General features: G+C 54.5%; 24 protein-coding genes. 14 read left to right on the plus strand and 10 right to left on the minus strand.

Annotation, left to right across the window (positions count from 1 at the left end; all coding sequences use genetic code 11):
- Window positions 1-57: 57 nt before the first annotated feature.
- The gene (gene miaA, locus IPN28_13350) at window positions 58-942 is read left to right on the plus strand and encodes a tRNA (adenosine(37)-N6)-dimethylallyltransferase MiaA (GenBank protein QQS57203.1); all 885 of its coding nucleotides are present in this window, start codon (window positions 58-60) and stop codon (window positions 940-942) included.
- Here the strand turns inward: miaA and IPN28_13355 are convergent.
- Together IPN28_13355 and IPN28_13360 are read right to left on the minus strand one after the other, a co-directional pair.
- On the minus strand, window positions 926-1,756 hold the full coding sequence (locus tag IPN28_13355; protein QQS57204.1) for a hypothetical protein: 831 nt from the start codon (window positions 1,754-1,756) through the stop codon (window positions 926-928). The two genes, miaA and IPN28_13355, sit on opposite strands and share 17 nt — an antisense overlap.
- 40 nt (window positions 1,757-1,796) lie before the next feature.
- A complete protein-coding gene (locus IPN28_13360; protein ID QQS57205.1) occupies window positions 1,797-2,729 on the minus strand; it encodes a DUF4349 domain-containing protein in 933 nt (310 codons plus the stop codon).
- A 344-nt stretch (window positions 2,730-3,073) separates the two neighbouring features.
- Between IPN28_13360 and IPN28_13365 the strand changes: the two genes are divergently transcribed.
- Window positions 3,074-4,870, plus strand: coding sequence for an acetolactate synthase 3 large subunit (locus tag IPN28_13365; protein ID QQS57206.1), 1,797 nt, complete (start codon window positions 3,074-3,076; stop codon window positions 4,868-4,870).
- Window positions 4,871-5,017: 147 nt separating this feature from the next.
- Here the strand turns inward: IPN28_13365 and IPN28_13370 are convergent, their stop codons facing one another.
- Window positions 5,018-5,575 (minus strand): hypothetical protein, encoded by a 558-nt coding sequence (locus IPN28_13370; protein QQS58645.1) that lies wholly within the window; start codon window positions 5,573-5,575, stop codon window positions 5,018-5,020.
- A 260-nt stretch (window positions 5,576-5,835) separates the two neighbouring features.
- On the opposite strand from IPN28_13370, the gene IPN28_13375 reads away from it, so the two are divergent.
- Complete coding sequence (locus tag IPN28_13375; protein ID QQS57207.1) at window positions 5,836-5,994, plus strand: hypothetical protein; 159 nt, start codon at window positions 5,836-5,838, stop codon at window positions 5,992-5,994.
- 15 nt (window positions 5,995-6,009) lie between these two features.
- Window positions 6,010-6,552: a hypothetical protein gene (locus IPN28_13380; protein ID QQS57208.1), complete on the plus strand. Its 543-nt coding sequence runs from the start codon at window positions 6,010-6,012 to the stop codon at window positions 6,550-6,552.
- 26 nt (window positions 6,553-6,578) lie between these two features.
- On the opposite strand, the gene IPN28_13385 is transcribed toward IPN28_13380, so the two are convergent.
- Window positions 6,579-8,498 carry a potassium transporter Kup gene (locus IPN28_13385; GenBank protein QQS57209.1) on the minus strand — a complete coding sequence of 640 codons (1,920 nt, stop codon included), beginning with the start codon at window positions 8,496-8,498 and terminating at the stop codon, window positions 6,579-6,581.
- Between the two features lie 144 nt (window positions 8,499-8,642).
- Between IPN28_13385 and ilvN the strand changes: the two genes are divergently transcribed.
- The gene (ilvN, locus tag IPN28_13390; GenBank protein QQS57210.1) at window positions 8,643-9,218 is read left to right on the plus strand and encodes an acetolactate synthase small subunit; all 576 of its coding nucleotides are present in this window, start codon (window positions 8,643-8,645) and stop codon (window positions 9,216-9,218) included.
- A gap of 178 nt (window positions 9,219-9,396) precedes the next feature.
- Here ilvN and IPN28_13395 read toward each other — a convergent pair whose 3' ends face one another.
- The gene (locus tag IPN28_13395) at window positions 9,397-9,966 is read right to left on the minus strand and encodes a hypothetical protein (GenBank protein QQS57211.1); all 570 of its coding nucleotides are present in this window, start codon (window positions 9,964-9,966) and stop codon (window positions 9,397-9,399) included.
- A 322-nt stretch (window positions 9,967-10,288) separates the two neighbouring features.
- On the opposite strand from IPN28_13395, the gene ilvC reads away from it, so the two are divergent.
- The 3 genes from ilvC to IPN28_13410 all read left to right on the plus strand — a co-directional run bounded on the left by ilvC (window position 10,289) and on the right by IPN28_13410 (window position 13,294).
- Window positions 10,289-11,299, plus strand: a complete 1,011-nt coding sequence (gene ilvC, locus IPN28_13400; GenBank protein ID QQS58641.1) for a ketol-acid reductoisomerase — start codon at window positions 10,289-10,291, stop codon at window positions 11,297-11,299.
- 176 nt (window positions 11,300-11,475) lie between these two features.
- Window positions 11,476-12,390 carry a DMT family transporter gene (locus IPN28_13405; protein QQS57212.1) on the plus strand — a complete coding sequence of 305 codons (915 nt, stop codon included), beginning with the start codon at window positions 11,476-11,478 and terminating at the stop codon, window positions 12,388-12,390.
- A 1-nt stretch (window position 12,391) separates the two neighbouring features.
- The gene (locus IPN28_13410) at window positions 12,392-13,294 is read left to right on the plus strand and encodes a DMT family transporter (GenBank protein ID QQS57213.1); all 903 of its coding nucleotides are present in this window, start codon (window positions 12,392-12,394) and stop codon (window positions 13,292-13,294) included.
- On the opposite strand, the gene IPN28_13415 is transcribed toward IPN28_13410, so the two are convergent.
- Window positions 13,291-13,671, minus strand: a complete 381-nt coding sequence (locus IPN28_13415; GenBank protein ID QQS57214.1) for a hypothetical protein — start codon at window positions 13,669-13,671, stop codon at window positions 13,291-13,293. The two genes, IPN28_13410 and IPN28_13415, sit on opposite strands and share 4 nt — an antisense overlap.
- A gap of 149 nt (window positions 13,672-13,820) precedes the next feature.
- On the opposite strand from IPN28_13415, the gene IPN28_13420 reads away from it, so the two are divergent.
- Together IPN28_13420 and IPN28_13425 are read left to right on the plus strand one after the other, a co-directional pair.
- Complete coding sequence (locus IPN28_13420; GenBank protein QQS57215.1) at window positions 13,821-14,288, plus strand: hypothetical protein; 468 nt, start codon at window positions 13,821-13,823, stop codon at window positions 14,286-14,288.
- Window positions 14,285-15,982: a hypothetical protein gene (locus tag IPN28_13425; protein QQS57216.1), complete on the plus strand. Its 1,698-nt coding sequence runs from the start codon at window positions 14,285-14,287 to the stop codon at window positions 15,980-15,982. Before IPN28_13420 ends, IPN28_13425 begins: the two co-directional genes overlap by 4 nt.
- Before the next feature lie 13 nt (window positions 15,983-15,995).
- On the opposite strand, the gene IPN28_13430 is transcribed toward IPN28_13425, so the two are convergent.
- Both IPN28_13430 and IPN28_13435 read right to left on the minus strand, forming a co-directional pair.
- A complete protein-coding gene (locus IPN28_13430; protein QQS57217.1) occupies window positions 15,996-17,879 on the minus strand; it encodes a methyltransferase domain-containing protein in 1,884 nt (627 codons plus the stop codon).
- A gap of 57 nt (window positions 17,880-17,936) precedes the next feature.
- A complete protein-coding gene (locus IPN28_13435) occupies window positions 17,937-18,419 on the minus strand; it encodes a hypothetical protein (protein QQS57218.1) in 483 nt (160 codons plus the stop codon).
- A 127-nt stretch (window positions 18,420-18,546) separates the two neighbouring features.
- On the opposite strand from IPN28_13435, the gene IPN28_13440 reads away from it, so the two are divergent.
- Together IPN28_13440 and IPN28_13445 are read left to right on the plus strand one after the other, a co-directional pair.
- Window positions 18,547-18,897: a flagellar biosynthesis protein FlgC gene (locus IPN28_13440; GenBank protein QQS58642.1), complete on the plus strand. Its 351-nt coding sequence runs from the start codon at window positions 18,547-18,549 to the stop codon at window positions 18,895-18,897.
- A 67-nt stretch (window positions 18,898-18,964) separates the two neighbouring features.
- Window positions 18,965-19,807 (plus strand): hypothetical protein, encoded by an 843-nt coding sequence (locus tag IPN28_13445; protein ID QQS57219.1) that lies wholly within the window; start codon window positions 18,965-18,967, stop codon window positions 19,805-19,807.
- 3 nt (window positions 19,808-19,810) lie between these two features.
- Here IPN28_13445 and IPN28_13450 read toward each other — a convergent pair whose 3' ends face one another.
- Together IPN28_13450 and IPN28_13455 are read right to left on the minus strand one after the other, a co-directional pair.
- Window positions 19,811-20,257: a response regulator gene (locus tag IPN28_13450; protein ID QQS57220.1), complete on the minus strand. Its 447-nt coding sequence runs from the start codon at window positions 20,255-20,257 to the stop codon at window positions 19,811-19,813.
- Window positions 20,258-20,284: 27 nt separating this feature from the next.
- Window positions 20,285-23,290 (minus strand): PAS domain S-box protein, encoded by a 3,006-nt coding sequence (locus IPN28_13455; protein QQS57221.1) that lies wholly within the window; start codon window positions 23,288-23,290, stop codon window positions 20,285-20,287.
- 6 nt (window positions 23,291-23,296) lie between these two features.
- Here IPN28_13455 and cobB point away from each other — a divergent pair, with 6 nt between their 5' ends.
- Together cobB and IPN28_13465 are read left to right on the plus strand one after the other, a co-directional pair.
- The gene (cobB, locus tag IPN28_13460) at window positions 23,297-24,142 is read left to right on the plus strand and encodes an NAD-dependent protein deacylase (protein QQS58643.1); all 846 of its coding nucleotides are present in this window, start codon (window positions 23,297-23,299) and stop codon (window positions 24,140-24,142) included.
- Window positions 24,143-24,214: 72 nt separating this feature from the next.
- Entirely contained in the window at window positions 24,215-25,483 is a 1,269-nt protein-coding gene (locus IPN28_13465; GenBank protein QQS57222.1) for an N-acetylmuramoyl-L-alanine amidase, read from the plus strand.
- The last annotated feature ends 184 nt before the right edge of the window (window positions 25,484-25,667 follow it).

Here is a 25,667-nt window from a genome sequence, read left to right on the forward strand (position 1 = left end):
CTGGGTTTGATGAAAGGAAAACTCACACTATAATCGCCCGCGAAGGGACGCAAGAGGATGACGCAGAAAAACGAAAAGGACGGCCACGCCATCCGCATCATCGCCGGCCCGACCGCGAGCGGCAAATCCGCACGGGCGATAGAAATCGCGCAGCAAGAGAACGGCGTCATCATCAACTGCGATTCCATGCAAATCTTCGACGGCCTGCCGATCCTCACCGCTCAGCCCCCGCCCGCAGACCGCGAAAAGGCCGAACATAAACTCTACAGCGCCCTCCACCCGAACGACCCCTGCTCCGCCGGAGAGTGGCGCCGGAGAGCAGACCCCGTCATCCGCGAAACCCTGACGCAGGGCAAAACCCCGATCATCGTCGGCGGAACGGGCCTCTATATCAAGGCGCTGACCGAGGGGCTTTCTCCCATCCCCCCCGTGCCGGACGATATCCGCGCCGCCGCCGTGGCCAAACAAAAGCTCCTCGGCAACCCCGCCTTCCACACGGAACTCGAAAAACGCGACCCCGTCATGGCCGCCCGCTTCCACCCCTCCCACACCGCAAGACTCATCAGAGCGTGGGAGGTATTGGACGCCACCGGAAAATCGCTGGCCGAATGGCAGAAGGAAGATAGGCTCGCCCCGCCCGACGACTGGAATTTTGAAATCGAACTCATCATCCCCGATCGCCCCGTGCAGCATCAACGCTGCAACGACCGCCTCCTCTGGATGATCGACAATGGCGTGCTGGAGGAAATCGAGGAATTTGCAAAACGGGTGGACAGCGGCGAAATCCGCTCCGATACCCCCCTGCTCAAGGCGCTGGGTTACCAACAGCTTCTGGCCTATATCAACGGCGAACGCTCAAAGGAAGACGCCATCGCTCAGGCTCAGGCCAAAACCCGCCAATACGCCAAGCAGCAGGTCACATGGTTTAGGCATCAGCTTTGATAGAAACTGCTGCCCTTTTTCGCAGCTTCGCGATCCATAAGCAGGTGGCTAAAAAAGTGCCCATGACAGTCAGAACGGTCAAAACATCGGGAAGACCGATGTAAACTGTGCCGACGATACTGAACAGGAGAATGACCAGCGTCGTAATCACATAGGGATTGAGCGGCAGCCACGTCTTTAAAAACAACTGCAGGGCCGTGAACAGAACCAGAATCAAACCTTTCCGCACGAAACTGGATTCGTGGAACTTGACGATCTGCAGACAAAGCAAAAAGGACAAAAACGAAAGCGTCAGAAAATACCAGTAAAACCGGATCAAAAACAAACCCAGCCCGAACAGCCCGAGAACAGGATCATACACCTCCTGAAACCCCTCCCCCGCATAACCGGACCGCGAATATTTCATGACCGGCCTGATCTCATGCGCCCACGACTTGGGATCGGGATTGAACTTGAAAAGTGCGGGTAAAGGGTAAACCGTTTTCCACATGAAGACCCAGCAATAGCTTGGACGCGGACAATAGGTCACCGCCTTCATGCGCGTCGGCGTATAGGCGATGATATGACCGGAGGGAGCCCGGATCTGTATGCGCTCGATCGGCAGCATCTTCGTCTTGGGATGGATATACCGATACGCCCGCTCAAGTTGAAAGGGCTTCTTGCCCGCCGCCTGTTCGAGGCTGCCGATAGTCAGAATATCATACTCCGTATAAGTCTCGGTAAACGGGTTATCCTGAGAGGCGCGGACCCCAAAAGAATACCCGGCCGTGAAAAGAAGAATGACCAAAAACCCTAAAAACTTGTAAGGTGCCATGGCGCCTTTCCCTGAAAATCCGTAGAACCTAGGCAACAGGTCACAGGGTTCCGGCATCAGCTTTAACGCCCGGCGACAAATCAACCGCCTTGACGTTCTCGGGACTGATCTTCCCTTTCTTTGATCTGAACGACGAGAAAAAGCCTTTCCCCAACGAAATCCGCAACATTTTCACAAAAGCCCACAAACCGATAAAATAGACGGGAAGCCATGGCAAAATCTCGGCGACAAAAGATATGACATCAGCAGCACTGTTAATAAATTTTGCAGATGAACGATTGAAGCTTTGTGTAAGCACATCGTAATCAATATCGAGATTTTCTTGCGAAACTTGATAAAAGATTCTGACAGAGACCATCTGGGTGATTTTCTGAAGAAATTTGAGTTTATCCCTCGCACTATCAAGAGACTGTTTGACGCGCCTGAGTTCCGACTCGATTTTGATAATATCATCGACCGTTTTGGTTTTATCGCTTTCAAGCAGCCGCGTTAAACGAGCCTCTAAAGCCTCTTGGCTTTTAAATTCAGCTTCAACATCAATATATTCGAGAGACCGATCAACCGTATTAACCGTATGAGTAAGAATCTTTCCTGAACCCTGCTCAACCGAGGAAAGAAATTCAGCTAACTTTTCGGGAGGAACAAGTGCATTGAGTTCAGCCCTGCTCCGGTCCGTATAAGTCGAATTTGTAATCTCGCATCCTATCTCCAGACACTTTTTGTAATCACTTTCATAGATACTCTTAAGACTTTCAGGTAAGGCGTCGATACTAAAAGTATGGCTTTCTTCAATATGCCGCCCCTCCGTCTTCTGACGGCTATCACCATTATAACCCGGCGATGCTTCTGACATCCCTGGCAACGCCTGTCCCCTGCCTGAAGGAACGGGAAGCTGGCTGCTATCAGATTCTTCACTACAGGAGCAAAGCAACAAGAGGGCAAAAGAACAGAAAATCAGAGAAAAATACCTCATAAAACACCCCTCAAAAAATGCCAAGACCTAAGCAAGAAAAGTAAAAAAAACACAATTTCCTTGCACTGCACCAAATCATAAGGTACTTCTAAACGATGAACAATACACTGATGAACGCTGTGGTGGTGCTTGTCCTCGTGGTCCTTGGAAAAGGGGAGCTGCGCGCTTAGGCATTGGAAAACAAGCATAAACGCAGCGCCCCCGGAAAACCCGAAGGGGCGTTTTTTTATGCCGGATTTCACAAGAAAAACCTCAACAGAGTCTCGGAAATAGGTTAGTTTACCCCCGGTTTAGACCCCCTGTATAAAATCACGGGGAGCCGGAAACAGAAAAGGCGAAGGAACATGACGGTAACAGCAATCAAGCCGGAGCAGCCGGAAACGAAGGCAAAACCCGCTAAGGAAATGACGGGCGCGGAAATCGTCATCCAGGCGCTGATCGATCAGGGCGTGGACACCATCTTCGGTTACCCCGGCGGCGCGGTCCTGCCCATCTACGACGCCCTGTTCCAGCAGAAAAAGATTAAACATATTCTGGTCCGGCAAGAGGGCGGCGCCCTCCACGCTGCCGAGGGCTACGCCCGCTCGACCGGAAAGGTCGGCTGCGCCCTCGTCACCTCCGGCCCCGGCGCCACCAACGCCGTCACGGGCCTGACCGACGCGCTGATGGATTCCATCCCCGTCGTCTGCATCACCGGGCAGGTTCCGACCTTCCTCATCGGCACCGACGCGTTTCAGGAGGCCGACACCACAGGCATCACCCGCGCCTGCACCAAACACAATTTCCTCGTGAAGGACGTGAACGACCTCGCCAATGTCATGCACGAGGGCTTTCACGTTGCGCGGACAGGCCGCCCCGGCCCGGTCGTTATCGACATCCCGAAGGATATCCAGTTCGCCCCCGGCCCCTACTACACGCCGAAGAACTCGAAAATGACCCACCGCTACGCGCCGCAAACCGAACCCGACATGGACCTGATCGAACAGGCCGTCGAAATGATGGCCTCCGCCAAACGCCCTGTTTTCTATACGGGCGGAGGCGTAATCAATTCCGGCCCCGCAGCCTCCAAGGCTTTGCGCGAACTCGTCCGCCTCACCGGATACCCGGTCACCAGCACCCTGATGGGCCTCGGCGCCTACCCCGCCAGCGATAATCAATGGCTCGGAATGCTCGGAATGCACGGCACCTTTGAGGCCAACTGGGCGATGCACGATTGCGACGTCATGATCAACATCGGCGCCCGCTTCGATGACCGCGTCACGGGCCGCACCGATAAATTCTCCCCCGACTCCCGCAAGATCCATGTCGATATCGACCCCAGCTCGATCAACAAGAACATCCATGTCGAACTCGGCATCATCGCCGACTGCGCCAAGGCGCTCGAAGCCATGATCAAGGTCTGGAAGAAAAAAGGCTACAAATCCGACCACAAGGCGCTCGACAAATGGTGGGAACAGATCGGCCACTGGCGCGCCGTAAATTGCCTCGCCTACAAAAACGACAGCAAGATCATTAAACCCCAATACGCGCTGCAGCGCCTGCGCCACTTCCTCGCGCAGGACAAGCGTCAGCAATTCATCTCCACCGAGGTCGGCCAGCATCAGATGTGGGCCGCCCAGTTCCTGCCCTTCGATGAACCCAACCGCTGGATGACCTCCGGCGGCCTCGGCACGATGGGCTACGGCCTGCCCGCCGCCATCGGCGCCCAGATCGCCCACCCCAAGGGCTTATGCATCGACGTCGCCGGCGAAGCCTCCATCCTGATGAACATTCAGGAAATGAGCACCGCCGTCCAATACCGCCTGCCCGTTAAAATCTTCATCCTCAACAATCAATGGATGGGCATGGTCCGCCAGTGGCAGGAGCTGCTGCACGGCGAGCGTTATTCCGAAAGCTACACCGACTCCCTCCCCGACTTCGTCAAACTGGCCGAAGCCTACGGCGGCATTGGCCTGCGCGCCGACACGCCCGACGAACTGGACGACGTGATTAAGGAAATGCTGAAGACCGATAAGGTCACCATCGTCGATGTCCGCGTGGACCAGCGGGAAAACTGCTTCCCGATGATCCCCTCCGGCAAGGCGCATAACGAGATGATCCTCTCGCCCGACGCCGAAAAATTCGATAAGACATTGGTTTAGAAGAGCTTAGCAGATTGAAGCTTTTGTGGTACAATAGAGTCAAGGGCGGGCTGCTAGAAATTAGGAGTTTGGACCTCCAGTTCTAGCAGTCCCCAGCTTGACCAAACGGTCCTTTCAATCCCTTTTGGAAGGGGAAAAAAATCCTAATTAAGTAGTCGAAGCCATAGCTTTGACTACACTTGCAATTTTATTGGCCTCCGTCTCTGTAAGATCATACGGTAAGCCTTGAATGTGGATAGTTAAGTCCGCTCGTATAGGAATTGGCAAAATACTATTTGCCATAGAACCCGTAACAACCGGCGCTATGTGATGAACAGTTTCTTGCGTTTTATTTCCTGAGACTTGGCCCTTACCCGTAGCTGCTTTATCAGTAACTAACTTGCGCTCACGAGTTTGCATATTCGGCTTAAAAGCAAGGGGATTGGACAGATAACTGGTAAAGTCATCCAAAGCCGATTTCACTCTACTTTTATATGTAGCAAGACTTTCTGGCGTATAGTCTTTTCCATGTAAATTAGCAAACCGACTAACAACTTCATCAAGGTTGAGTGTCGTTACATCCTGGGCTTCATTATCATCCAGAATCCCCAAAACCTTACCTAAAGCGGCTTTCCGTGCACGAGCAGTCGTTGGACTCGTCAATCCTTTTTGTGCAAGGTACTCCAAAAATTCCAGTGCCGCCTCGCGGCTTTTCTTGTTTGTCATACTCATATCCTTTGTTTATTTTGTCCGATTGTACGTGTTTAATGTCCAATTTTCAAGAAAAATTTTATTTTTAACATTTTTTGGTGTTATTGAAAATTTGTTGATGCTGCTGTATTTAAAAAAATCTTCAGAAAGACGACGATATAAAATGAAGCGTCTAAAAGCTCATTAACATATTAACAAACAAAAAGTTAGACAAACCCGATTTTTCGCGCTATCATTACTCCCTAAGCCTGAACCACTGCTGAATGCGGGAAAAAATGGCACCAACAGAAGAAAATTTCGATGTCGCAGCCTTCATGGACCGCGTTCGGGCGGCCCAGCAGGATCGCGGCGTTCTTTTGCGCGGCGAAGCCCGCATCGCGCCGGAAGCAAGAGAGCAAATAAGCGCCGCTGTCGGAATACAGTTTGAACAATAAACCGGACACACCATAATGGGCCGGAACGAAAAAACCTTATCCGGCGGATTTAACAGAGCATCCCTGCAAGAGGCTCTCGCGGGCCTGATGGTTCGGTTCCAACTCATGTGCGACCGCAACAAGATCGAAATCCCCAAGGGCGCCTACCCCCACATTGCCCGCCAGCTTTTGATCGAACTCCAGAGAAATATGAAGGCCTTCGGCACCGACAAGGATGTCGCGCCCCTCACCCTCTATCAGGGCAGCACCTTTGCAGACATCAAGGAAAACGCTGAATTCGAATCCTTGCGCGTCGAAGCCGGAATCGGCCTCATCAACCTCGCCGCCGCCAAATACCCCAGCAACCCCCTCGGCTTCGTCAACGAGGTCATGGAGACGACGGCAACCCTGCAATCCGACGAAAAATACGCCGAACTGCCCCCCAGCGTTTTCCGCTACGCGGCCATTAACCACCGCAAGGATCCGCATGAATTCCTTGAAGGAATCAAATCCGGCGACATCAAAATGCCCCAGTGGGACATTCCGGCGGCATCCGCAGAAGACGATCAGGCCGCCTGAAAAAATAACTTTAGCTCAAGACAGAATCAGATGGGCATCTGGATGCCGATTTCCACCACGCGGTTGGACGGCAGACGGTAAAAATCCGTCGGCGTCGCCGCGGCCTTGGCCATATTGATGAAAATCTGCTCCTGCCAGACCGGCAAGCCCCGCCGCGGATCGGCGATCAGACTCCGGTGCCCCACGAAATACGAAAGCCCCTCGAAATCGATAATGGCGCCCTTGCTGACCGCCAGAACCAGCGCCCGCGGAATATCGGGGCTCTCCATAAAACCATAATGCACATAGACTTTCGTAACCGAAGAAGTCACATGGACCACGGTAACCCGCTGCTCGTCCGGCACCTTGGGAAACTGCGAGAACATCACCGCCACGATGATATTATGCTTATGAAAAACCTTGTTGTGCTTGAGGTTCTTAATCAGCGCCAGCGGCGCATACGAGGGCTCACGGGTCAGGAACACCGCCGTCCCCTCCACGGTAATCGGCGGATTGCGCTCAAGATTCTCAAGCAAATCCGTGAGTTGGAACGACATCCGCCGCACCCGCTTACGCAGATAGCGCGTCCCCCGCACCCACGTCGCCATGGACAGAACGACATACCCGGCAATCATCAGCGGCAGGAAGCCACCCTGAAACAGCTTGACGATATTCGACAGCCAGAACATCCCCTCGATGAACAGAAAGAAGCAAAGGTAAGGAAGAATCTGCTTGCTCGACTTGCCCAGAACCTTCCACAGCACATAAGACGAAAGCATCGTCGTAATAAGCATATCGCCGGTCACCGCAATCCCGTAAGCCGCAGCCATCTTCTCGGAACTCCCGAAAATAAAGCACAGCAGGATGATGATATAAAACAGCCAGCGGTTGATTTGCGGCATATAAATCTGCCCGCGGTGATCCGCCGAGGTATGCCGAATCTCAAGCCACGGCAGCAATCCCATCTGAACGGCCTGCCGGGCGATGGAAAAGGCGCCGGTAATCACCGCCTGACTGGCGATGATCGTGGCCATGGTCGCCAATATAACGACCGGGAACAACAAAAACGCGGGAAACATCTCGAAAAACGGGCTTTCGGGAACCCGGTCCTCCGACAAAACCATCGCCCCCTGCCCGAGGTAATTCATGATAAGACAGGGAAAAACGAACCGCAGCCACGCAAAGGCAATCGGCTTGCGCCCGAAATGCCCCAGGTCGGTATAGAGCGCCTCCGCCCCGGTCACCGCCAGAAACACGGCGCCCAACACCAGAAACCCGATATCAAGATGCGACAGAAGAAACTCGATCCCGTAAAAGGGAATGAACGACAACAGCACCGAAGGCGCATGGAAAATCCAGTAAAGCCCCATCAGCGCCATCGTGGCGAACCAGACGGCCGTAATCGGCCCAAAATATTTGGAAACCGCCTCCGTCCCGTATTTCTGCGCATAACACAACCCCAGCAGGATCACGACGACGATGGGCAGAACATAGGACTCGAAATGCGGGTTGATGACCTTCAACCCCTCGACGGCCGACATGACCGAGATCGCCGGAGTGATACAGGCATCGCCGAAGAACAACCCCGCCCCGATCAACCCGGCAGAAAAAATCAACGAACGCCAGATCCCCTCGGATTTTTTCGCCAGAGCCATCAGCGAAAGGATGCCCCCCTCCCCGTGGTTATCCACCTTCAGGAGCGTAAGGACATACTTGACCGTGACAATAAGGATGAGCGCCCAGATAATGAGCGAGAGCAGCCCGTAAATATCGCTGGGATTCAAATGCCCATCGACAACCGCCAGCTTGGAGGCCTCGCGGAACGCATAAAGCGGGCTGGTCCCGATATCGCCGTAAACGACCCCGATACACCCCAGCACAAGGAGCCTGAACTCCCTTTTTTCTTTGGCCGCAGCAGCGGGATCGTGCCCCGCCTCGTCAGCGGCATTAGTCTCTACACTTTGCAAACAGAACGCTCCGTGAAAATCCAGAGGGCGCACTTTACGTCAAAAATATGGCCATTGCAAATCGCCCCTCGAAACGTAGGAAAAACAAGCCTTAAGCCCGAATTGGCCCTTTCAATGACGGCCTGATTCTGCTAAATCTGGCCCATGGCAAAAAACAGCACCCAGCGCAAAGATAAGAGCAGCAAGAGCGTCTACGGACCCGGCCCGAAGGAGGCAGCCGTAGAATCGCACACGCTTTCGATTCTGGTGAATAACGAACCTGGCGTCCTCGCCCGTGTCATCGGCCTGTTTTCCGGCCGCGGCTATAATATCGAAAGCCTCACCGTCGCGGAAACGGATCACGCGGCGCATCTTTCCCGCATTACGATTGTCTGCAAGGGAACGCCCCACGTCATTGAACAGATCAAATCCCAACTGGGGCGACTCGTTCCGGTTCTCAAGGTCTCCGATCTCACGATTGAAACACCTTTCGTCTCCCGCGAACTCGCGCTGGTCAAGGTCGTCTGTAAGGGGGAAAAACGAATCGAAGCGTTGCGAATAGGAGACATCTTCCGCGCAAGAGCCGTGGACAGCACCCTCGAATCCTTCGTCTTCGAACTCACCGGGGCTGCCGACAAGATCAACGCCTTCATCGAACTGATGCGCCCCCTGGGTCTGGCCGACGTAAGCCGCACGGGCGTCGCCGCCATCTCCCGCGGCAAGGACGTCATCGGCGCGTAGTGTCTTCGCCGACCTTTAGAAACTCTCTGTAATTTAGGGCGCGGACTCAATCGCCGTATTTTGAGCCGAAAATGGCGTTTTTCGAGAACCGCATCGCAGAATACTTATGGGTATTTGAGAAGCGGAAGCGCAGAAAAACGGCATTTGCAGGCCAAAAGACCGCGATTGAGGACATACTCTAACCCACAAACTGATGCAAATGCCGCGTCAGATCCAGCGCGTGCTGGTCGATCGCCAGCCCCATGATGGCGATAAACGCGCCCATCTCCCACGGCAGCTTGAAGCTCTTGGAAATGATAAACCCGGTATAGACATACCCGGCCAGCGTGATGAACAGCGCATAATTCTCATAGGCCGCGCGGTCCATGCCCATCATAAGACACGCCACCACGGGCAGCAGCAGGATGGTGGAGGGAATTGTCATCCAGTTATTCACCGTGACAAACCGCATGAAATGCTCCTCCCGCCCGTATTGCCGGATCATCAGGTAAACCACCCCGAGAAACAAAAGCGAGGTGATAAGCACCCGCACGGAATGCAGGGTCATAAGATACGTGAACGAAAACCCGCTTGAAAACGCCGCCAGCAAGGCCAGCAGGACCGGCGATAACACCAGCGGAATCAGGAAGGATTTAACGGCGGCGGACGCAGACCCCTCAAACCTCTGCAACCCTTGCGGCATAAAAAGGAAAATCTCGAAGCAGCCCAGAAGGCCGTTTCCCCATTCGTCTTTGGAAAAAAATCTCATAGCGGTGCTCTTTCTTTTTGCAAGGTTAATAAAAGAGACTCGCCTGCTCACCAACGGCGGAACCCAAAAAAACACTCCGCCAAGCCTACAGTCTACGTAAAAATTGCGGCGGAATGAGGCCGGAAAGAAGGAAAGATTCTTGCGCCTGCGGGAAAAATGGCGCAGCGCAAAACCCCATAAAACGCTTGTTTCTCTTGATTCTTGCCCCAAAAACCTGTTTTATGCCTGTTCTTGCAGCACAAGAAATAAATCGAGCGAAAAAGGATTCGTCATGGCACAAAGCAACCTCGCACAAAACACGGCGCAAGGCGCCCAGAATAAACTGAAAGTCTATTACGACAAGGACTGCGATCAGGCACTGGTCAAGGGCAAGAACGTCGTGGTCGTCGGCTACGGCTCCCAGGGCCACGCCCACGCCCAGAACATGAAGGACAGCGGCGTCAAGAATGTCACCATCGCCCTGCGCGAAGGCTCCGCCACTGCCGAGAAGGCAAAAAAGGCCGGATTCACGGTCCAGACTCCTGCCGAAGCGGTCAAGGATGCGGATATCGTCATGATCCTCGTCCCCGACGAACTGCAGGCCGACCTGTACCGCGAAGAAATCGAACCCAACATCAAAAAGGGCGCGGCCCTGGCGTTCGCCCACGGCCTCAACATCCATTTCGGCCTCATCAAGCCCCGCGCCGACCTCGACGTCTTCATGGTCGCGCCCAAGGGTCCGGGCCACACTGTGCGCGGCGAATACCAGAAGGGCGGCGGCGTCCCCTGCCTCATTGCCATCGCGCAGAACGCCTCGGGCAAGGCGAAAGACCTCGCCCTCTCCTACGCTTCGGCGGTCGGCGGTGGCCGCTCCGGCATCATCGAAACCACCTTCAAGGACGAATGCGAAACCGACCTGTTCGGGGAGCAGGCGGTTCTCTGCGGCGGCATCTCCGCCCTGATCAAGGCCGGATACGAAACACTGGTTGAGGCGGGCTACCCTCCCGAAATGGCCTACTTCGAATGTCTCCACGAAACCAAACTGATCGTGGACCTGATCTACGAAGCCGGCTTGGCCAATATGCGCTACTCCATTTCCAACACCGCCGAATTTGGCGATTACACCCGCGGCCCGCGCATCATTACGGCGGAAACCAAGAAGGAAATGAAAAAAATCCTTCAGGAAATCCAGTCCGGCAAATTTGTCGAGGAATTCATGGGCGGCAACAAGGAAGGCATCAACCGCTTGAAGGAACTCCGCGCCTCCGAAGCCAAGCACGACATCGAAAAGGTCGGCAAGGAACTCCGCGACATGATGCCCTGGATCGGCAAGAACAAGCTGGTTAAAGACTAGCCTAGCCTTAATAGCAGAGGTTCAAAAAAAGCCTTTCTTAATGAAGGGCTTTTTTATTGCGGCGCATTACATTTTCCTTAGGTCAGACGACAGAGAGCACCTTTACAACCGCCCGTAAAACCTTAAAGTCGGAACCCGCCTGAGACCGTAAAGGCTCTGCAAAAGCGTTTTGTGGCATGACAACCCTCGCCGAAAAAGAAGAATGGACAGACCGGCTCCTTCCGGCGGTTCTCTACGCCCTCGGCGCACATTTTCTCTTTGTCGTCATGGGAGCAACGGCGAAATATCTTTCCCAGACCCACCACGTCGTCGAAGTCGCCTTCTTCCGCAACCTCTTTGTCGTCATTCCCTTCTTTGCCCTTCTGGTACTAAGCAAACGGCTCGACCTGCTCAAGACCAAAAGACCGAAAACCATCGCAATCCGTGCCATCGTTGGCTCCTTAAGCCTCATCGTGACCTTCGGCGCACAATCCCTGCTTCCGCTCTCGAATGCCACGGTCCTGCTCTATATGTCCACCCTGCTGACCCCGGCCTTCGCCTATATTTTCCTCAAGGAACGCGTCGGCGCCCACCGCTGGGCCGCGATCATTGTGGGCATGAGCGGCGTTCTGGTCATCGCCGCGCCCAGCAGCCAGATCAGCGCCATCGGCCTCCTTCTCGCCCTTTTTGCGGCAACCCTCCACGCCTCGATGTATACGATGCTCCGCCACCTCAAGGCTGAATCCGCCATCACCGTGACTTTTTACTTCGTGCTGGCCGGAATGATCCTGCCCGGTCTGTGTATGCCATGGTTCGCCAAGGGAATCGCATGGGACGAAGCGTGGCTCTTCCTTCTCGTCGGCGCCTCGGGCGGCTTCGCGCAGCTCTGCCTGACCAACGCCTATAAATACGCCCCCGCCGCCGTTATCACGCCTTTCGCCTACACCTCCCTGCTCTGGAGCACGCTGATGGACAGCATGATCTGGAACAATCCACCGGGTGGCTCGATCTTTACCGGCGCGTCCATCATCATCGCCGCCCAGCTCTACATCCTCTACCGCGAACACGTGAACCGCCAGAAAACCTCCCATCTCAAGAGCGAGATCCCGTAAAGTGGCCGCAGCAAAAAAAGATCACCTGATGGCGGCCATCGCCTACGCGCTCTTCAACGCGCTGATGCTCTCGGCGATGAGCCTGTTCGCAAAAATGCTGCGCGAATATTTCGGCCCCTTCGAGGTCACTTTCTTCCGCAACGTCTTCTCGCTCATCGCCCTGATGCTCTGGCTCTTCTTCGCAAGAAAACTTTACATTCTCGAAACCGAACGCCCATGGGCCCACCTGATACGCAGCTTCATCGGCACAATAGGAATCATTCTGGGCGCACAGGCACTGGGCATGATGCCGCTGGCCGAAACCACGATCCTGCTCTTCACCTCGCCGCTCTTCGTGGTCCTGCTCTCCTATCCCGTTCTGGGCGAACGGGTGGGAATCTACCGCCTCAGCGCCGTCGCCATCGGCTTTACCGGCGTCCTGATCATGGCCAACCCCTCCGAACCCGCCGACCAGTTGCCCCTGTTGGGAATTCTTGTAGGCCTCGGCTGGGGTCTGTCGTCGGGGATGGTCGATATCTGCCTGCGCTGGATCGGCCGGACGGAGGGATCGACCACCACGACATTTTACTTCGTCCTCTTCGGCACGATCGCCTGCGGAATGCACTGGCCCTTCGCCGAAGTGAAGGACGGCGGCTTCTCCACCGACAGCGCCCTGCTCATCATTGGCCTCGGCGCCACGGGCCTTCTCTCCCTTCTCGCCAAATCCCAAAGCTTCCGGCTCGGCGAGGCCGCGCTCGTCTCCCCCATCTCCTACACCATGATTATCTGGGCGATGATTTTCGATTACCTGTTCTGGGACAAAATCCCCAAGCCCCACGTCTATCTCGGCGCGACCATCATCATCGCCAGCAACATCTTCATCCTCTACCGCGAACACAAAAAGCGGCAAATAAAAGAAGCCTAAAGATCGCTCATCGACAATCCATCAGGCATCGCGGTTCCAATATCCATCGGCGTTGGCATCGCAAGATTGGCTTGATACGGCGCCAGCACCCCCTGCATAAAGTCCGTCTGCATCAGACCGCCATCGCCCGTAAACCCGACCACATCGGCGATCCACCCGAAAGAATCACGGATGAACGCCACCCACGACTGCGCGACCATATTCGTCGGATCATGAAAAATCGGAAAAAAGATCGGATCGAGAAAAACCTGCCACGCCACAGCAGCCACAAGGCCAATCGTCGCAATCTCCACCGCCTTGGTAAAGACGCGGGTCAACAACCCCTTCACCGGCTTGGCTTGCGTGAAGGAATCTTCGTCGGCGGTATCGGAAAACATGAAAGGCCTCAAACTTTGCTCTTGTAAATGATAGTAAGAATCATTATCAATAAGCACCAGAGAGGTCAAGTTAATAATAACTCTCATTATCATTAACGCCCCGCAAACGAAACAGATACTTGGAGTCCCTGATGCATAAAAACTGGAATATGGCATTTAAAGCAGCCGTAGCGGGCTGGGTTTTGACGGCGGCCTCGGCCTCTGCTGACCCGCAGATAACCGTGCAGCATCCCCCCTCGGTGACCCTGATGGGCGGGCAAAGAACGCGAACGGTGGATTGCGGCACTCTTGTACGCTTTCCGCAGCGCCCGACAGAACTCTGGGCAAGCTGCGCCTTCGCGCAGCAGGTCGACTCCAACGGCCAGAAAATCTGCTCGGTCACCGATAATATGCCCGCCGGAGAGCGCGAGCAAAAAAACGCCCTCTCCATCGCCCTCTACCAATCCTTGATCCACTTCGCCCGCGTCCATCATGACTGTGTGGCGCAGGCGGGCGCGGTCGATTCCCGCCTAGGAAGAAACGCAGACGCGATCTACGGACCAGGCTGGCAGGGCAAGACCTCCTGCACACTGATTCAGGCCCGCGATCAATGCCGCGCCGCGATGGACCTGGAATGAACGCGCATCAGCAGGAAGAGGCCGTTATCGGCATTCTCGAAAGCGAAACCTTCGCGCATCTCTGGTCCAGGCATTACAGAACCCGTCGGCATGAAAATGCTGCACGGTCCTATGCTGCGGAAATCAGGGAACACACGGCCAAAGAAACACCGATTGATCCCCGCCTTCTTAAATTCATGATCGAGTTGGTGCGCCTGGAGGCCTTGGCTGTTGCTAATAGCACAGAAAAGCAAGAACCCGACGCGCCCGCATTATTGAAAAATTTGCAGCAACTCCGCCTCGACCTGGAAGCAAGGACACAGGGGCGCCCCCTTCCCACCCGCGAAGGCCTTACTAACGAACAGAAAAAAATTCTCGACATGGTCGAACGCCAGACGGCAACAAAGCCGTTCCGTCCCGTATCTTCTTTGCTCAACGCAGTCAGACGCACAGCCCTCCATATCGCACACGACGCCAAAGACCACCCCATCGCCTTCTCCGGCCTTCTCGCCGCCTCTCTGGGCACGCTGGCGTTCATGCGGGCACGGCTGGGTAATTCGGCGACAATCTATATCGACCCCGCCGCAACGACCATGACCAATTTCAGTCTCGATTCCATGGACAATCCGGCGGCAACGCTCGAAACCGATCAGGCCTTCCTGAATATGGATTTCCAGCCCAGCTGCCACGACCACCTCAGCCAGCTCATGGGTCAGAACACAGCAGATTTTGTAAAGCAAACCCTTGATATGGCGGGTATGTTCCCTGCACATTGCAGCAAGCTGAAAACATTGGCCGAAGAGGCCCAAAATAATCTGGAGAGAAGCTATAATTTCGTCAACAGTCGCCTGGAAATGCTCATCAGGGATCCCGCGACAGACATCGCACAGCGTCTGATCCCTGACTCCCCGTTTCTAAGCGCCTTTAACCAGTCCGCACACAGCACGGCCGAATTCATTTACGCTCTGAACACAGTTGAAAACGTGGTTGTGCATACTCTGATTTTTGCCTCTTCTGTTCTGGCCGCAGCAAAACTCGGAACCATGGAGTCAGAGGAAATAAGGGCACTAAGACAGGACATCGGTGATTTCGCCTATCGGCAGGTGCGCTTGAACCCTGCAGCATTGGCTTTGGGAACCGCAGGCTCCGCCACAGCCTTGATCATGCACGGTGGAATCAATCCCGATACGCTCTGGGCCGGACTGGCGGGAGTCTTGGTCGGACGGATCATTCACAACGGAATACGCCGCGCCCACGCGCTTGAATTCGTGAAGGCCTCTGCCCCCTCCAGCCTGTCCGTCAGCCGACAGGAGGCACAAGATGCTGACCCTATCCTGATAACAGGAGACAACAAGGCAGGCGACCCAAACTCCGGCGCCTCCTCCCGCAGAACATGGTGGAACAACGTAACAAAACCGGCGGCCGGAGTAGGCACTCTGGTCATCCTGACCACGATAGATTCTTTAGCAACAGGAGGACAAGTCGCAGGAAACATCATGGGAGCTCTGGGGGTAACGATTCCCTTTCTCGCTTACAACCTCCCCGAGGACGCCGCGCTCCACATCATTTTCGGCATCGCAGGAGGCATCGCGGGCGCAGCATGGGCAGGAACCTCTAATGCTATAAACGCGCTGAAAAGAGCAATCCTGAACATCGGAACCCCGCAGCAAAACCAAATAGATATAGGCAACAACGACGAACCGTCACAAAGATAAGCTGCGAGGAAGACTAATCAGACTTCCGGCACCAGAATCTGTACATCCCGGCAAAGGTCTCCGGCTTTCGGACCTCCCACTTCGCCCAGTTTTTGAGGTTCGTCGCCTGCGGATCGTCGGGAAAGGCCTTCACATAGTTGTCAATAACGCTCTGCTGGATATAGAATTTGATGAACGCCAGCCCAAGCGTCTCAAGACAATCATGCACCTGATCCAGATCGAACTGATGCTCCTGCACATGGAACAACAGGTCGCGGCACTCCGGCATTGTGTAATAATCGGGAATCTCCGCAAGCGTTTTAAGAGTGGAAAATTTCAGGTGCTTATTGGCGTCGCGCCGGAACTCGCGGATCGAGACGGCGTCATTCCCGATTCCTTTGGCCAAAATCTGCGCCCGCGCCTCGTTCACCGCCTTGCGCGCCAATCGGCTGTAAAGCGCAATCCGCATGAGTCCATCCGGCTTCAGAAGACCCGTCAAAACCCGCCACCCATCCAGAGGCTCCTTAAGATGATGCAGCACGCCCGAACAGGCAATGTAATCGAACCGCTCCTCGAGCAGTCCAAGCTCAAGGATATCGCCGTGCTGGAAGGTGACGTTGGGAATCCCGAACGCCTCCGCCTGCATAATCCCATAGGCCAGACTGGCCTTGCTGAGATCGACCGCCAGAACCTCGGCATCGGGAAACACGCAGGCCAACTCCAGCGCCTCGCGCCCTGTCCCGCATCCGGCCACCAGAATCTTCGCCGACTTGCCTGTAAAAACCCCTTCCACGCTTTCGTCGCGGATGACCTTGGACAAATAGCTCCTTCGTGGATAGGGAAACTCTTCATACTGCACTTGAACCGCCATGGACGTATGATTCTCTATGAGTGTCAGTTCAAAAATATCCTTGCGGATTTTCTCCATGGTAAAAAAATCGTCAATCTGCCCCTTGGGAATCTGCGAGACATGATCCCCACCGGGTAAAATCTCGGCAATCTTCCGGGCCTTTTTAAGGTGATACAGGGGCACATAACACCCGAGTATCGCAAGCTCCACCAATTCAATCTCCTCAGCCGCCTGCTTCTCTATTGTCTTTTTCAACGCGGCGACCAGGGTCTGTTCCTCCTCTGTCTCCTCGAAAATATAATCCGTGAGAAAGCAATAGCGCGACAGCGCACAGGCCAGAAACTCCCGCGTCTGCTCATCGAACGGATTGCGCCCGGTCACGCTCTCCAGCAACACGCGCCGCAGATGCATCGCCCAGCGCTCGAACCCGGCATCGGGAACGATAAACAGCCCCAGCCCGGTCAGAAAGAACGCATCCTGAAAGACCTCAGTGGATCCCATCCGGTCGAACGCCGCCCGAAAGGCCGCATAATCCTTGTGCCGGGAAAGCTTGTACGCCGTCGAAAAATTCTCGTCGGATTCAATGATGCTCAGCCAGCACCGCCCCATATCGACAAGGTCCAGCCCCGGCGTCTCAAGACAGGCCAGCAAAACACCCTTGAGATTCTCGTTGATCTTCTTGAACGTCAGCGTTCGCATGATCTGGATCAGGCGGTGCTTGTAAACATCCGATGAGGGATCGGCCGCCACGCCCTGCGCGAATTGCTCGATCGCCTGCATCCCGTGACCGAGCGAGAGATAAATATCCCCGAGGACACCATAAGACGGGGCAAAATAAGGGTTTACGGCGATGGCCTTTTTAAGGCTCGCAATCGCCTCGTTCGTAAACTCCTGCATATTGAGAACAACGCCCAGACCATGATAGGCCTCGGGATTTTCGCTCAGAGAGAGAGATTTGCGGAACAAAGCCTCCGCGTCATCAAAACGTCCATTCCTGACGCAGTCCCATCCTCTTGTGCAGGCCTGCTGCGCCGACCCTGATGTTAGGGCTGATCTTGTTTCGCGCATATCACCAAATCCCTGGAACCCGCACGGTTCTAAGCCGATGAAAGCCGAGCAGGAACGTCAGTATTGCTGAAGTCCGTACTTGTTATAAACGCCCAGCGGGTCGTCATCAAGTTCCCGGTAATAGACATAGAACATGCCGTCCTCTTCACCCTTGGTGATGCCGAACACATGATCCACGAACTGCAAAACCCGGCGGCGGTCCAACCCCGATAAGCGCATATAGGTTTCGCCCACCTCAAGCACCGGAATATCCTCGTCACCGATATACTGGTCGGAGACAATGTCATAAGCATAGAAATCGCGCATGATCCGTTTGGCGTCTCCGGCATCCTTGATCCAGGCTTCGGGCGTCCACTGGTCATCGTCCCACAGCGAACGCTGCGAAATCTGCTGGTTGCCCAGATACGGTTTAAAATCCAGATTCTTCCAGTGGCTCGGCCACCAGCCCCACACCCACGGCTTGGGCTCAGCATGAACCGGATTCTGGGCGAAAACAAGGAGGGTTCCAAAAAGAAGGAGGGGAACAGCAAGGAAACGCATGAGTCTAACCTTTTGAAATTACTCACAATTATTAGAAAGAACAAATTAACGCCCCCTATGGTATAATAAAACCATGATAAAAGCTATCGGAATAGCATTAAACGGACTGAATGCGGCCACCCAGCGGCTGAACGCCAGCGCCTCCAATATCGCTAACCTGACCACCGCAGGGTCATTGGAAGAAGGCGGACAGGCGCCCTACACACCCCTGACGACGGTTTCCAAGTCTTTGGGTGAACCCACGGGCGGCGTCAGAACGGACGTGGTTCCCAAAAACCCGCCCTTCGTCCCGGCCTACGATCCCGACTCCCCCTTCGCGGATGATCAGGGCATCATCGGCCTGCCGAACATCAGCCTGGAAGAGGAAATCGTGAACCTCAAGCTCTCCGAAATCACCTACAAGGCCAATATAGCCACGATAAAAGCCTCCGAAGACATGAGCAAGGAGCTGCTCAGCATCTTCGACGACGAGGTCTGACCGCCCCCCTGCCCCAACGCACTTTTTTCCCCTTGCCCACCCCCCGCTTTTGCTGAACAATCACGCCATGAAGTTTGTCTTTTTCGGATATGATTTTTCCCTTAACGCCCTGATGCGCCTTGTCATGGACGGCCACGAGCTGATCGCCCTCTATACCTTTCCCTGTGACGGGGTCTTTTCGCACAACACGCAAATTAAAATGTTTGCCGAAAGCCTGAACATCGTGCCGATCGAGGGCAAGATCACCTCGCAGCAGATCGACAGCCTGATCGCCCAGGGCGCGCAAGCCTTCATCGCCTTCGGCTATAAATACAAAATCCCGCCCGTCGATCCGAAAAAGGCGTACGCCATCAACGTTCACCCGGCCCTGCTCCCCCGCGTGCGCGGGATCATGCCCATGCCCTTCATCCTCCTGAAGGAACCGAAGGCCGCGGGCATCACCGTCCACAAAATGACCCAGAAATACGACGCCGGGGATATCCTCTATCAGGAACCCTTCCCCGTCGATGAATCAACCGACATCGAGGTGCTCTCCAGCCGCTGTGCTCTGGCCGGAGCGGAAATTCTCTCCGCGATCCTCAAGGATTTTACGCGCTACTGGAAACAGGCCAAGCCGCAAAACGAAAAACTGGCCTCTGAATACGCCGAACCGGGCAACGACCTCCGAACCTTCGATTGGAAGAAGCCGGTAAAGGAACTTCTGAGAACCAACCGCGCGTTCGGCCACTACGGCTGCCTCGCCTTCGTCGATGGCAAGAAACTGATCGTGACGAACTGTAACGGCTGGGAGGAAAAACACGGCCTCGACCCCGGAACGATTGCCTGCATCCTGCCCTATGAGCTGATCATCGCCGCCAGTGACGGCTTCATCTGCCTGAAGGAATTCATGATTCTCCCCGATCCGGCATGAAGCTCAAGATTCAGGTAAAAGCGCCTGTTTGAACCAGAAAGAATCGACGGCGGAGACAAGGCTGCTCATCCCCTCCAGGCATTTTGACTTCGTGACATAAGCCGCCGCCTGATGCCGATAGCTCTTCCGCACATCCTCAGGATCGCTCGAACCGGAAATGACGATGACGGGAATGACCTTTAGCCTTTCATCCGCCTTGATTTCGTCAAGAACCTCATAACCGTTCTTTTTCGGCATATTGATATCCAGCAGGATCAGATGCGGCCGCGGCGCCCTCTGATGCTCCCCCGTATTCCGTAAAAAATGCAGCGCCTGCTCCCCGTCGCGCACATGATGAACGGTCTTGGAAACGGCAGCCCCCTCCAGCGCCTGAATGAGAAAAAGCGCGTCCGTATCTTCGTCTTCGGCCAGAAGAATGTTAAGGGGCTGATCGGGCACACAAACCTGCATAGTTTTTTACATCCCTGACATTATAACTCAAACCGCGGGTAATTTAATAACAAAACGGCTCCCCTCGGAATACTGCGTGTCCAACTCGATGCTTCCCCCGTGAAACTCCGCAATCCGCTGGCAAATTGCCAAACCGATGCCCGTACCATGGTATTCAGACTCGCTGTGCAGCCGCTGAAAGATTTTGAAGATTTTATCCTTGTATTGCGGATCAATCCCGATCCCGTTATCAGTGACAGCGATCAAATGAGAGCGCCCACTGCTTCCCGATCCGATCTTGATGACCGGCGCGGTATCCGCCTTCCTGTATTTCATACCGTTCTCGATCAGATTTTGAAAAAGCTGGATCATCAGATTGCGGTTTCCTTGAATCTCCGGCAGCGGTCCGGCGGAGATCTTCGCGCCGGAAGCCTCTATGACCTCCGAGAGATTATCGAGAACGTCTTCAAGCACTTCATTAAGGGCAACCGAAGTCATCGGCACATCCTTGCGCCCGACGCTCGAATAGGCCAGCAGACTGTCGATCATCTCGAACATCCGCTCCGAACTCTTGCGGATGATCCCCAGCAACTCCTGCGCTTTCTCATCAAGCTGTCCGGCATAATTGCGGATCAGGAAATTGGCGCTCAAACTCAAATGACGCAGGGGAGCCTTGAGATCGTGCGAAGCAACATAGGCGAAATCTTCAAGCTCCTGATTGGAACGCCGCAAATCCTCCTGCGCCTTTTTCTCGACGGAAATATCGCGCACGATCGCACTGTAAAAACGTGTCCCCCCCACTTTAACCTCCGATGCAGCCAGATAAATCGGAAACACGCTGCCCTCTTTGCGCCGCGCCAGCAGCTCATGTCGCCTCTGCCCTTCGGCGTTGTCCGATTGCCGAATAAAATGCAGAAAATTCTGCTGCTTGTCCTCCGTCTGGATCGGAGGTTCGAGAACATCAATGGTTTTGCCGATAATATCCTCCGGCACATAACCGAAAATCCGCTCACAGGCTTGGTTAAACGAAGCGATCCGTCCGTCCTGCTCAATGACCATCAGCCCGTCGGCGGTCGTCATCAGGATAGACTCCAGATGCGACTGCGCGGTAAGAAGGTCACTCATGTCACGGGAAAGGCCAAGCATATACCGAAGCCCGGCAGCATCCTCGAAACGGATTTTCCGTGTGAAAAACGTCCGCGTGACACCATCAAAGGCCGTGTTACTCTCGAAAATTTCGGTATACCCCTTATCAAAGGCCATCCGGTCCTGTGCCTTGTAAAGCTCTTGTTGCTCCTCGGTAAAAACCTCCAGCCCTGTGCGTCCGAGGACGTTGGCCCGGTCCTCGGGAGCGTAAAGCCCCAGAAAAGCCTGGTTGGCGGCAATAATTTCATGCCGCTCGTTCTTGACGAAAACCAGATCGGGGACATGATCCATAATGATTTTCAGGAAGTTGGTCTGGTCCTTGAGCTGCCGTGTGCGCTCCTCCACGACACTCTCCGTCACAGCCCCATGACCCGTAACCACAAGCAGAAAACCGGAGAGCAGAAACGTAAAAAGGAAACACCCGGCCAGAACATACCAGAGCCCCCAGTTCACATGGCTTTCCAGAAAATCCTTACTCAGGGAGAAGGTCAGGAGCCAAGTCTCATCCATCATCTTGAAGGATTCCGTATGACGGATACCGGATTCGGGCATACGGAAAATAATATGACCCTCCGCTCCGGTTCCAGACCCAACCGCTGAAGGAGGTTTGCTTAAATCTTCATAAGACAGGCTGATCCCCCTCAGATCCCACCCCTTCATGGTCTCTTGCAGCATTTTCGAAGGCAGAACAATCCCGATCACAAACCCGCGCAGCGATAATTCGGGATCTTGCGCCGCCGCGCCCGGAGCATAAAGCGGAAAAGTGAGAGCCACAACGGAAGAACCTTGCTCGTAACCGAACAGTCCTTCAACTTTATATGAACCCGGTCGCCCGGTTCGGCCGGATTCAATAAGCCTTTGGCGCAAGGCTCCATCGCTGGCGAAATCAACCCCATCCTGAACGCCCCCCCCCAGACTCTGAGCGGCAAAAAGAAGCGGAAAATAGATATCCCGCGGTGAAACGGCTCCAACCTGCCCATCGGCACGCATATCCAGAATTCTGAAATCCGGCCCTTTAAAGGATTGCGCCCGCCGCTCAAAATCCCCCCGATCTTTATCAGAAACTCGTGGTGCCCAAAAAACCCCTGCAAGAGCCGGATATTCGATAAACGCATCTTTGAGGAAAACCCGGAATTCCTCTTCGGAAACATAGTCCGAAGCCTCAAAAAGACGGCGCAGCGACTCAATCTGCTGGATATACGCGCTGACTTGATTGTTCAGCGTATTAACGATCAGCGCAGAGTCGGCCTTCAACGCCTCCTGCCTGTTCAGTTTTTCATTGCGGATGGCATACTGAAAAACTGAGATCACAGCCGTAAAAAGCAGGAGAAGCGGAAAAATCACGACCTGCTTGCGAAAACGCGAAACCGATTCATGGACCAGCATCACGCCCGCCGGCGCAAAAACGAGAACGCCGAGCATATCCCCCACATACCAGGTCGTCCACGACAGCGGTATGGAGCTTAAGGGCATCAACCTGAAGGAATAAAGAATGACCTCCGACAGACTGGCTGAGAGAAGACAGCTCACCGGACCGCCCAGAAGACTGAACAGCAAGACCGACCGGAACGTCTCAAGGCGGCTGCCCGAACCCAGAACACGCCGGATCAAAAACGCGCCCGCGAATGCCTGCAGGGCGGGCGGACCGCCCATCAGAAACATCCGCAGGAAAGTATAATCCAGTTCGGGGATTGAAGACGGATAGACAGCCGTAAAATTGACCAGCACCGCGCCGATATAAACCCCCGGCACCATCGCATATCCGCAGGAATAAACGGCGGCCATCGCGATCCCCGCCCCCGGCCAGAAAATCGTCGCCATCGCCGGATCGGACGCCAGATAAAGCCCGGCCCGCCCGGAGATATAATAGAGCGCGGCAACGGCAAGATTTTTAAAAAGCAGGTTCAACGAACAATCCATCCGGCGAAAAAAGCAAACAAACGCCGAAAGAATAACATACAACGCAGTAAAATCTTCATCGCGGACAAAAAAGATGCGAAGATATGGCTCAACACAGCAAACCGGAAGCTCTTGGTGAAACGGGACAAAACAACCGACATCGTCATCCTGACCGGCGCCGGAATTTCCGCAGACAGCGGGATACAGACCTTTCGCGGTTCCGACGGCCTCTGGTGCGGCCACCGGGTGGAGGATGTCGCCACGCCTCAGGCCTATGCCAAAAACCCCGCCCTTGTGCAGGATTTCTATAACACTCGGCGTCGGCAGTTGCTCGAACCGTCCATCCAGCCCAACGCGGCCCACTTTGCCTTATCGGACCTTGAAAAAAACTGGCCCGGAAAGGTCACGGTCATCACCCAGAATATCGACGACCTGCACGAACGCGCCGGAACGAAAAACCTGATCCATATGCACGGCGAATTACTGAGCGTCTTCTGCTATTCATGCGGGGAGAAATCCACCTGCCGCACGGATATAACGGTCACACACCCCTGCGATAAATGCCGGAAGACCGGAACGGTCAGGCCCGACATCGTCTGGTTCGGCGAAATGCCTTACCGCATGGACGAGATATACGATGCTCTCAGCGCCTGTGGCCTCTTTCTCTCTATTGGCACCTCCGGCCATGTCTACCCCGCCGCAGGCTTTGTCGCCCACGCACGGCACAGCGGCGCACGGACAATCGAGATCAACCTCGAAGAAAGCCACATCGCCAGCGCCTTTCACGAGCATATTTATGGCCGTGCGGCGGAAACCGTCCCCGAATTCGTAAAAAAATGGCTGACTTATCCCGATCTTTGAAACCATCCGCAGGCCATAAAGATTTCTTCCGGCCACCCTCCGCCTTATGATAGCTTTGCCCCCGGAACAAATTTGAGTTGCTTTGCCTCCATGAATTTCAAAACGCCCCTGTGCTTTTTTTCCCTTGTTCTGATCGCCCTGCTCATGCTTTCGGACACAAAGACCTACGCCCTGAGCGTCGATCAGGTCCGCTTCGGCGTTCACCCCGATAAAATCCGCATGGTCGTGGAACTCAGCCAGGTGACGGACTACCGCGTCTTCGCGCTCGACAATCCCTACCGCCTCGTGGTGGATATCGGCGATTTCGAATGGCGGGCCGGAAAGGTCATGAAGCCCGCCGGCTCCGGAATCAAGGATATCCGCGAAGGCCCGCTGCAAAAGGGCATATCCCGCATCGTTTTCGATATGGACCGGCCCATGAGCATCACCTCCGCCTTTATGCTCCCGCGCCAGGACGAAAAACCCGATCGTCTGGTGATCGACTACCAGCCCGTCGGGCGCGAAGAGTTTTCCCGGAATAAGGAAACTATTCATGGAACCCTCACGGCCTCCGATATAAATCAAATCGCGTCCTTGAACAGGCCCGACGAAGAAGGAACCCCCGTACCCAAATCCAAACCAGCGAAAGAAAAAACCTCCGGCACAAAACCGCTCATCGTCATTGACCCCGGCCACGGCGGCGTTGACCCCGGCGCGGTCGGCATCGGCAACGTTTATGAAAAAAATATCGTTCTGGCGTTGGCCAGGGAATTGAAAAAAGAACTGGAAGCCACGCAACGCTATAAGGTTATCATGACCCGCGACAAGGATACCTTCGTCAAGCTGGCCGACCGCGTGAAATTCGCCCGCGACCGCGAAGCCGATCTGTTCGTCTCCATCCATGCGGACACGATCCATAAGGATGACGTGCAGGGATCCTCGATCTACACCCTCTCCAAACAGGCCTCGGACAAACAGACCGCAGCCCTCGCCGAAAAGGAAAACAAGGCGGATTTGATCGCGGGCATTGATCTGAGCGTAGAGGATGAGCAGGTGGCCAACATCCTCTTTGACTTCGCCCGAACCGAAACCATGAACGAATCCAAGTTTTTTGCCAACACCCTCGTGGAGAAAATGCAGGGGAACGGCTTGAAGCTCCTTCCCAATCCGCACCGTTATGCGGGCTTCGCGGTCCTCAAGGCACCGGATATCCCGTCCATCCTGATTGAAGCGGGTTTCATGTCCAACAAAAAGGAAGTAGACCGCCTGAGCAAACCCGAACACCGCAAAAAAATCGCCCGGTCGATCAGAGTAGGAATAGATGCCTTTTTCGAACATCTTGAAGCCAACGAAAAAAGCTGAAAAACCGATCAAATGGATATTTATTTTTCATAACAAAAAAACTATCCGCTCTGACTGCTTTTAAATCGGCCACGACTGTTGCAAATTTGCACACCCCCCCAAAGTTTTGTTGATAAAAGACCGAAAGCCTCTTGAAAAACAGGGGCCAATGCCCGAAAACTCTTCATTAAAGTAGGAACACTCG

Source organism: Alphaproteobacteria bacterium (genome assembly GCA_016699735.1).
GTDB lineage: Bacteria > Pseudomonadota > Alphaproteobacteria > Micavibrionales > Micavibrionaceae > JAGNKE01.

Excerpts from the sequence above, each read along its gene's own strand:
- miaA (QQS57203.1), top strand. The coding sequence starts at position 58 with ATGACGCAGAAAAACGAAAAGGACGGCCACGCCATCCGCATCATCGCC.
- IPN28_13355 (QQS57204.1), bottom strand. The coding sequence starts at position 1,756 with ATGGCACCTTACAAGTTTTTAGGGTTTTTGGTCATTCTTCTTTTCACG.
- IPN28_13360 (QQS57205.1), bottom strand. The coding sequence starts at position 2,729 with ATGAGGTATTTTTCTCTGATTTTCTGTTCTTTTGCCCTCTTGTTGCTT.
- IPN28_13365 (QQS57206.1), top strand. The coding sequence starts at position 3,074 with ATGACGGTAACAGCAATCAAGCCGGAGCAGCCGGAAACGAAGGCAAAA.
- IPN28_13370 (QQS58645.1), bottom strand. The coding sequence starts at position 5,575 with ATGACAAACAAGAAAAGCCGCGAGGCGGCACTGGAATTTTTGGAGTAC.
- IPN28_13375 (QQS57207.1), top strand. The coding sequence starts at position 5,836 with ATGGCACCAACAGAAGAAAATTTCGATGTCGCAGCCTTCATGGACCGC.
- IPN28_13380 (QQS57208.1), top strand. The coding sequence starts at position 6,010 with ATGGGCCGGAACGAAAAAACCTTATCCGGCGGATTTAACAGAGCATCC.
- ilvN (QQS57210.1), top strand. The coding sequence starts at position 8,643 with ATGGCAAAAAACAGCACCCAGCGCAAAGATAAGAGCAGCAAGAGCGTC.
- IPN28_13395 (QQS57211.1), bottom strand. The coding sequence starts at position 9,966 with ATGAGATTTTTTTCCAAAGACGAATGGGGAAACGGCCTTCTGGGCTGC.
- IPN28_13405 (QQS57212.1), top strand. The coding sequence starts at position 11,476 with ATGACAACCCTCGCCGAAAAAGAAGAATGGACAGACCGGCTCCTTCCG.
- IPN28_13415 (QQS57214.1), bottom strand. The coding sequence starts at position 13,671 with ATGTTTTCCGATACCGCCGACGAAGATTCCTTCACGCAAGCCAAGCCG.
- IPN28_13420 (QQS57215.1), top strand. The coding sequence starts at position 13,821 with ATGGCATTTAAAGCAGCCGTAGCGGGCTGGGTTTTGACGGCGGCCTCG.
- IPN28_13425 (QQS57216.1), top strand. The coding sequence starts at position 14,285 with ATGAACGCGCATCAGCAGGAAGAGGCCGTTATCGGCATTCTCGAAAGC.
- IPN28_13430 (QQS57217.1), bottom strand. The coding sequence starts at position 17,879 with ATGCGCGAAACAAGATCAGCCCTAACATCAGGGTCGGCGCAGCAGGCC.
- IPN28_13435 (QQS57218.1), bottom strand. The coding sequence starts at position 18,419 with ATGCGTTTCCTTGCTGTTCCCCTCCTTCTTTTTGGAACCCTCCTTGTT.
- IPN28_13445 (QQS57219.1), top strand. The coding sequence starts at position 18,965 with ATGAAGTTTGTCTTTTTCGGATATGATTTTTCCCTTAACGCCCTGATG.
- IPN28_13450 (QQS57220.1), bottom strand. The coding sequence starts at position 20,257 with ATGCAGGTTTGTGTGCCCGATCAGCCCCTTAACATTCTTCTGGCCGAA.